This is a genomic window from uncultured Cetobacterium sp. (genome assembly GCF_947039425.1).
GTDB lineage: Bacteria > Fusobacteriota > Fusobacteriia > Fusobacteriales > Fusobacteriaceae > Cetobacterium_A.
Map to the genome: position 1 here is coordinate 1 of NZ_CAMQYW010000062.1, position 8,178 is coordinate 8,178.

The 8,178-nt window shown below is 32.1% G+C and carries 6 protein-coding genes and 1 pseudogene; 1 reads left to right on the top strand and 6 read right to left on the bottom strand.

What is annotated here, in order from left to right:
- Positions 1-141: pseudogene (locus tag Q0V09_RS05040) on the top strand (pyridoxal 5'-phosphate synthase glutaminase subunit PdxT); the annotation flags it as partial.
- A gap of 20 nt (positions 142-161) precedes the next feature.
- On the opposite strand, the gene argS reads toward Q0V09_RS05040, so the two are convergent.
- The 6 genes from argS to Q0V09_RS05070 all read right to left on the bottom strand — a co-directional run.
- Positions 162-1,874: an arginine--tRNA ligase gene (gene argS, locus Q0V09_RS05045; protein WP_297404559.1), complete on the bottom strand. Its 1,713-nt coding sequence runs from the start codon at positions 1,872-1,874 to the stop codon at positions 162-164.
- Positions 1,875-2,189: 315 nt separating this feature from the next.
- Positions 2,190-3,974: an aspartate--tRNA ligase gene (gene aspS, locus Q0V09_RS05050; protein WP_297487464.1), complete on the bottom strand. Its 1,785-nt coding sequence runs from the start codon at positions 3,972-3,974 to the stop codon at positions 2,190-2,192.
- 37 nt (positions 3,975-4,011) lie between these two features.
- Positions 4,012-5,253, bottom strand: coding sequence for a histidine--tRNA ligase (gene hisS, locus Q0V09_RS05055; RefSeq protein WP_297404564.1), 1,242 nt, complete (start codon positions 5,251-5,253; stop codon positions 4,012-4,014).
- A 17-nt stretch (positions 5,254-5,270) separates the two neighbouring features.
- On the bottom strand, positions 5,271-6,497 hold the full coding sequence (locus tag Q0V09_RS05060) for a replication-associated recombination protein A (RefSeq protein ID WP_297404565.1): 1,227 nt from the start codon (positions 6,495-6,497) through the stop codon (positions 5,271-5,273).
- Positions 6,498-6,569: 72 nt separating this feature from the next.
- Positions 6,570-6,794 carry a preprotein translocase subunit SecG gene (gene secG, locus Q0V09_RS05065; RefSeq protein WP_297404587.1) on the bottom strand — a complete coding sequence of 75 codons (225 nt, stop codon included), beginning with the start codon at positions 6,792-6,794 and terminating at the stop codon, positions 6,570-6,572.
- Positions 6,795-6,874: 80 nt separating this feature from the next.
- The coding region (locus tag Q0V09_RS05070; RefSeq protein ID WP_297487466.1) for a PhoH family protein at positions 6,875-8,178 on the bottom strand (1,304 nt) is incomplete at its 5' end.

Below are 8,178 nucleotides of genomic sequence, written 5' to 3' on the forward strand. Positions count from 1 at the left end.
GTTTTAGCAACTGTTAATGGAAATATTGTAGGAGTAAGAGAGGGAAATATGTTAGCTATATCTTTTCATCCAGAACTTACAAAGGAGTTAAAAGTTCATAAATATTTTATAGACATGATACAAAAAAACCTTGGAAAATAACTCCAAGGTTTTTATTTTTACTACATTCTTTCAAGTGTTTGAATTCCTAAAATTCCAAGACCCTCTTTTAACATAGCTGCTGTTCTTTCAGCTAATAAAAGTCTAGAATATAATATTTCATCCTCTTGATTTAGTATTGGACAAGCATTATAGAAACTATTAAATTTCTTAGATAACTCAAATAGGTAATCTGCAATTAAGTTAGGTCTACAACTTTCTGCTGCCTTTAACACAACTGTTGGGAACTGTGTTAAGTGATGTGCAAGAGCTCTTTCAGCTTTATCTTTAAATATAACTGTAGCCTCTTCATTTACCTCTTTACCTTGCTCAGTTGCCTTTCTTAAAATTGATTTAATTCTAGCATATGAGTATTGTAAGTAAGGTGCTGTATTTCCTTCAAAACTTAGTATTTTATCCCATTCAAATATTACTGCAGTTTGTCTATTTTGAGATAGATCAGCATATTTTATAGCTCCTGTTCCAACTATTTCAGCAATGGTATTTTTTTCCTCTTCTGAAAGGTCAGGATTTTTCTCATTTACTATTTCATAAGCTCTATTTTTACCCTCATCTAAAAGGTCCACAAGTCTAATTACATTTCCCTTTCTAGTTGAGAATACTCCATCAGCAAATCTCATAATTCCAAACCATACATGTTGCTTTTCAACTTCCCATCCAAGCATATCTGTAATTCTAAAGAACTGCTTAAAGTGATCTTGTTGTCTCTCATCAGTAACATATATTAATTTATTTACATTATAGTTATCAAGTCTATATTTTACTGTAGCTATATCAGAAGTTGCATAAAGGAATGCTCCATCTTTCTTTTGAACTATACATGGATTAAGTTTCTCTTCCTCAGGGAAAAATACTACTTTTGCTCCTTGATCTTCAATAGCTATTTTCTTCTCTTCAAGTTCAGCTAAAACACCTGGCATTAAATCATGATAGAAAGACTCTCCATAGTAAGTATCAAAGTCTATTCCCATTCTTGTGTAAAGTTTATTGTACTCTTCTAAAGATACTTTAATAAACTCTTGCCACAATCTATAGTTTTCTTCATCTCCACTTTGAAGTTTTTTAAGTTCTTCTCTAGCTTGATCCTCTAACTCTGGGTGATCTGCACTTTGATTTGTAAACTCAACATATACTCTTTCAAGTTCTTCAATGGCATTTGCCTTGTATGCATCCTCATTTAACCATTTTCTATATCCTATTATAAGTTTTCCAAACTGAGTTCCCCAGTCTCCAATGTGGTTATCTGCAACTACATTGTATCCTAAGAATCTATATATTCTTTTTATAGAGTCTCCTATTATTGTTGATCTTAAGTGACCTATGTGCATTCTTTTTGCAATGTTTGGTGAAGAGTAATCAATTATTACATCTCCATCTAAGTTTAGACCGTCATACTGGTAACTCTCTTTAGTTATCTTCTTAACTAATTCTCCTAAAAAGGCATCTTTTAAGAAAATGTTTAAAAATCCTGGTCCTGCTATCTCTATTTTCTCTATTACATCATTAGCAACAATGTTATTTACTATATTTTCTGCAATAGCTCTTGGATTTCCTCCAATTATTTTAGAGTTCATCATTGCAAAGTTACATTGAAAATCTCCAAACTTCTCATTTGTTGCCACTGTTATTTCAACAGGTTTTAACTCTTTATCCCCATATACTGCTTTTACAGTTTCTGATAATATCTTTTCTATTTGCTTTTCTATTGTTAACATAGCTCTCCTTTTATCACGATATAAAAAAAAGGACTCGTAAGTCCTAACAAGAATAAGACCGATCTACCGCCTTCCTTACAGTTTTGGTCGCCAATACTTATAAGTGGTAACCAGATATTACATCATATACAGGGTCCGTGAAACTAAGGGTTTCCGTGACTTATCTGATTTATGCGTAACAGCGCCAGTCCCCTTAGCGACCTTAGGCCCAAAACCTCCAGATAATAGCGAATAGATCAGTACTTTTATTCCATATAAGAATTATATCACTTCTCTATTTTTTTTTCAATTAAAATATCTCTATATATTATATATTTAGTCCATATCTGGATTATATGTTGTCTCTAAATAAAGTTCTTCTAGTTGATCAATGTCCACTTTGTTTGGAGCTTCTGTCATTAAACATTGTCCTTTATTTGTTTTAGGGAATGGAATTACGTCTCTTATTGAAGTTTCTTTTAACATAACCATTAACCATCTATCAATTCCAAAAGCAAGTCCTCCATGAGGTGGTGCTCCAAATTTGAAAGCGTCAACAAAGAATCCAAATTTCTCTTTAGCTTGTTCAGGTGTTAATCCTAATTTTTCAAATACAATTTTTTGAATTTCAGGATTGAATATTCTAATACTTCCTCCACCAATTTCAGATCCATTTAATACAAGGTCATATGAGTTAGTTCTAACAGCGTCCATCTCTCCAGCTAAGAACATATCCATATCTTCCTCTTTTATAGATGTGAACGGGTGGTGTTGAGCCTTATATCTTTGCTCTTCATCATCATATTCAAACATTGGGAAGTCAACAATCCATAGGAATTTAAACTCATCATTATTAATAAGTCCAAGTTCTTTTCCTAATCTTAATCTAATAGCACCTAAAGCTCCATAAACAACTTTAGCTCTATCAGCAACTATCATTATAACGTCTCCAACTTGTGCTCCAGTTCTTTCAACAATAGCTTTCATCTCTTCTTCAGTAAAGAATTTAGCAATTGGAGAGTTAATTCCCTCTTCAGTTACTTTAATGTAAGCCATTCCTTTAGCTCCAAAGTAAACTTTAGCGTAATCTTCATACTCACCTAATACTTTTCTTGAGAACTGCTCAGCTACACCTGGTGCAACTACTGCTTTAACTATTCCTCCAGCTTCAACAGCTCCTTTAAATCCTTTAAATCCACAGTTAGCCATTATATCAGTTAAATCTTTTAACTCAACACCAAATCTAACGTCTGGTTTATCTGAACCGAATCTTTCCATAGCTTCAGCATACTCCATTCTTGGGAATATATAATCAGCTGATTCTCCTGTTACATTTTTAAATACTCTTTTTGCAAGTCCTTCTATCTCATTCATAATATCTTTTTGTTCAATAAATGACATTTCAATATCAAGTTGAGTAAACTCAGGTTGTCTATCTGCTCTTAAGTCCTCATCTCTAAAACATTTTGCAATTTGGAAATACTTTTCTACTCCAGCAATCATAAGTAACTGCTTAAATAGTTGTGGTGATTGTGGTAAAGCATAGAAATCTCCTGGGTTAGTTCTACTTGGAACTAAGAAGTCTCTTGCTCCTTCTGGAGTTGATTTTGTAAGTACAGGAGTATCCACATCTAAGAAACCTTGCTCATCCATATAATTTCTAATAGACATAATCATTTTATGTCTCATTTTTAAATTTCTAGTCATCTTAGGTCTTCTTAGATCTAAGTATCTGTACTTTAATCTCATATTTTCACTTACATTTTCTTCTCCAGTAATTTGGAAAGGTAAAACGTCACAAGCGTTTAACATCTCTAACTCAGTTGCAAATATTTCAATATCTCCAGTGGGGATATTAGCATTTTTACTGTGTCTCTCTCTTACTACACCAGTTACTTTAATAACTGATTCATTTTTTAATTTTTGTGCACTTTCAACAACAGAAGCATCTGCTACATCTGTATGAAAAACTATTTGAGTTTTTCCCTCTCTATCTCTTAAGTCAACAAAAGTTAGTCCACCTAAATCTCTTTTTGTGTCTACCCATCCTGATAAAGTTACTGTTTCACCAATATTTGAACTTCTTAGTTCGCCTAAATTATGAGTTCTATAATAAGTCATAATCCCTCTCCTTTTAATCCTTTATTGTTAAATATATCTACTTTAATATATTTTTTAAACTATCCACTGTTACTTCTTCTTGAGTTCTATTGATAAAGTCCTTAACAACTACAACTCCCTTTGCCATTTCCTCTTCACCAATTATAATAACATTTTTAGCTCCAGCTTTGTCAGCTTTTTTCATATGACCTTTCATAGCCTTAGCATTATAATCTATTACTACTGATTTTCCATCAACTCTTAAATCATTTGCAACTTTAAATGCAAAGTCCTTAGTATCCTCTCCTAACCAAGCAACATATACATCTAACTCTCTCTTAGGAAAATCATCTCCCAAAAGCATCATAACTCTTTCCACTCCTGCAGCAAATCCAAAAGCAGGAATATCTTTATCCCCAAGCTGTTTTAAAAGGTTATCATATCTTCCACCTGCAAGTACTGTTCCTTGAGATCCCAACTTATTAGTTACAATTTCAAATACTGTACTTGAGTAGTAGTCAAGTCCTCTTACAAGTCTTGGGTCCTCTTTATATTTAACTCCGAAAATTGTTAAATATTTTTTTACTGTTTCATAGTGATTAACTTCATCTTCACTTAATGATTCAGTTATAATTGGAGCATCCTTTGTTAACTCTTTACATTTTTCAACTTTACAATCTAAAACTCTAAGTGGATTTTTCTCCATTCTCATTCTACAATCGTCGCAAAGCTCCTCTTTCATTGGTTCTAAGAAGTTTAAAAGAGTCTCTCTATACTTCTCTCTACTCTCCTTTTCTCCAACAGAGTTTATTGTTACTTCAAGGTCACTAACACCTATTTTATCTAAAAATGAGAATCCCATTGCAATTACTTCAGCATCTAATATTGGAGAACTCTCTCCTAAAACTTCAACACCAATTTGGTTAAACTCTCTTTGTCTTCCAGCTTGAGGTCTCTCATATCTAAACATTGACCCAGCATAGAAAAATCTTGATACATCCTCTTTAGCATAAATTTTATTTTCAAGGTAACATCTAACAACTGCTGCTGTTCCTTCTGGTCTTAAAGTAAGACTTCTCTCTCCTCTATCTTGGAAAGTATACATCTCCTTTTCAACTATATCAGTTCCCTCTCCTACTCCTCTTTTAAAAAGACTAGTCTCTTCAAATATTGGAGTTTTTATCATTGTATACCCATAGTTTGTAAAAAACTCTTGTGCTGTTCTTGTTATATAATCGAACTTAATACCATCGTCACCGAAAATATCTTTCGTTCCTCTAACTGCCTTTATCAGTTTCATATTCTACACCTCATCTATTATAATTTCCATAGTTTTTGTAATTTTTCTTCAATTAATTTTTCATTTCTATTATTTCCAGGAATATAGTACTGTTTTTCCTTACTTCTGTACTTTTGATCCACAAAATTATTTTTATATTCATGTGGATATTTATATCCTCTTCCATTATCTTTTAAATGTGTTGGAACTTCCTCCATATCGCCATTTTCAATATCTGCCATAGCATTATTTATTGCCATATAACTAGAGTTACTCTTACTAGATATAGCAAGATATATTACAGCTTGAGCTAAAATAATTCTCACTTCAGGCATTCCTATTTTTTCACTGGCATTCATAGCACTATTAGCTATTAACATAGCTTCAGGATTAGCCATCCCAATATCCTCACTAGCATGAATCACTATTCTTCTAGCAACATATCTTGGGTCCTCTCCACCACTTAAAAGTCTTCCAAGCCAGTAAACAGCAGCATCAGGATCACTCCCTCTAATACTTTTTATCATAGCTGATATTAAATTATATTTATCCTCAGCCTTGTGATAAGATGCTTTTCTCTCACGAAATAAATCTATTATCTCATTTTCACTATACTCTTGGCAACTATTTTTATATAATTCCAAATAGTTTAGTGCAACTCTACTGTCTCCTTGAGCAATATCTAAAACAACCTCTCTCACTTCCTTAGGCAGTGTTATATTTAAGTACTCTTCACCTTTTAAAACTATTGACTTTATATTTTCTCTAGTTAAAGCTTTAAATTCAAAAATTAAACATCTTGAAATAAGAGCATTATTGAGATTGTGATAAGGATTTTCTGTTGTAGCTCCAACTAAAATTATTATCCCAGACTCTGTATATGAAAGAAGTGCATCCTGCTGATTCTTATTAAACCTATGTATTTCATCTAAAAATAGAATAGTTTTCTTTCCATATAGTTCCACACTGGTTTTTGCTTTTTCCACTATGTTTCTCAAATCACTAAGTGATGCAATTGTTGCATTTAAAGTTTCAAAGTTATAATCTAACTCCCTTGAAATAATCTCACCAAGAGAACTTTTTCCACAACCTGAAGGTCCATATAATATCATATTTGACATATTTTTACCCTCTATTATTTTTCTGAGAACTCCATTTTTTCCTAAAAGTTTTTCTTGTCCTTGAAAATCACTAAAGTTTGTAGGTCTCATTCTTGTAGATAGAGGTTTTACATCTTCAAAATTTCCACTAAATATACTTTTCATTTTATATAACCTACCTTAAAAAATAAAAAAGCGCATTGTGTAATGACCCCCAACACGCCTTTAATTCTTTTGTTATTTTACTAGATACAGAAGAAGTGCTGAAACTATAAATAAGAATGCTACTACTTCAGTTGCCTTAGCAAGTGGTCCACCATCTTTAGATACTCCAAATACTGTGTTTGTTGACCCCATACCCATGCTTCCTGACATTCCATGACTTCTATCTGGTTGAATCAATACTAAGATTATTAGCGTCAATGCAAATATAAATAAACATACTGTTAATAGTGTTTCTATCATTTTATTTCCTCCCCGCTTTAGTCTCCTACTACTTACGTAATATTATAATATATATATTCCTAAAATCAAAGAAAAAATTATAGAAGTTTTGCAGCTAGTTCTGCCAGTGCTGAACGTTCACCTTTTTTAAGTGTTACATGTCCCACTATAGCCTCATTTTTCAGCTTATCAGCCATATATGTAAGTCCATTAGTATCAGCATCTAAGTATGGACTATCTATTTGGTCTGGGTCTCCTGTTAAAACTATTTTTGTATTTTCTCCCGCTCTTGTTATTATTGTTTTTATTTCAAGAGGAGTTAAATTTTGAGCTTCATCTATAATTATAAATCCATGAGGAATACTTCTTCCTCTAATATAAGTTAAGGCTTCTATTTTTAAAAGTCCCATAGTTTGAAGTCCTAAAATTACTTTTTCACCTGTTTTTTCTCCCTTAGAGTCAGCTAAAAAATCTATATTGTCAAAAATAGGTTGCATCCAAGGCTTTAATTTCTCCTCTTCAGACCCAGGAAGATAACCTAAATCTTTTCCCATAGGAACAATTGGTCTAGCTATTAAAAGTTTTTTATATAGCCCTCTTTCAACAACTTGCTCAAGTCCAGCTGCTATAGCTAAAAGAGTTTTTCCTGTTCCAGCCTTTCCAACTAAACTTACAACTTTTATACTTTCATCCATTAAAAGTTCCATTGCATACTCTTGCTCATCATTTCTAGCACGAGCTCCCCAAGCTTCTATATTCCCATGAAGATTCCTTCTTATTTTTCCACTGTTATATCTTCCATAAGTACTTTCCTCTCCATTTTTAAACTTAACAAATATATTTTCAGTTAAATGATGTTCCCCTTCTAGTTCCCATACATTTATCTTTCCGCTTTTATTAAATTTATTATATATTTCAGAACTTACCTCCATTTCAATATGACCATCATCTAAACTTTTATACTCTATTTTATCTGTTTCATAATCTTGAACCTCAAGACCTAGAGCATCAGCTTTAATTCTCATATTAATATCCTTAGTTATCATAACAACTTTCATATTAGGATTATTCTTTTTAATTCCAAGAGTTGCTGATATTATCAAATTATCAACAACATCTCTTTTTAAAGTTGTTGGTAAAAGTTCCACATCATTTTGAATTTCCACTCTAAAAAAAATACCATGCTCTATTTCTACTCCCTTTGCTATACACCCTTTTTTTCTTATACTATCAATAACTCTCGCTGCTGTTCTTGCTTGAATAGCTGTTGTAGTATTTCTTTTTAAATGGTCAATCTCCTCAATAACAAAAATTGGAACTACAACTTCATTATCTTGAAAACTATAGATACTTCTTGGGTCATGTATTAAAACATTTGTATCTAGAACATAGATTTTTCTCA

Bases quoted from the DNA above. Each gene is read 5' to 3' on its own strand.
- argS (WP_297404559.1), bottom strand. From the start codon at position 1,874: ATGTTAACAATAGAAAAGCAAATAGAAAAGATATTATCAGAAACTGTA.
- aspS (WP_297487464.1), bottom strand. From the start codon at position 3,974: ATGACTTATTATAGAACTCATAATTTAGGCGAACTAAGAAGTTCAAAT.
- hisS (WP_297404564.1), bottom strand. From the start codon at position 5,253: ATGAAACTGATAAAGGCAGTTAGAGGAACGAAAGATATTTTCGGTGAC.
- Q0V09_RS05060 (WP_297404565.1), bottom strand. From the start codon at position 6,497: ATGAAAAGTATATTTAGTGGAAATTTTGAAGATGTAAAACCTCTATCT.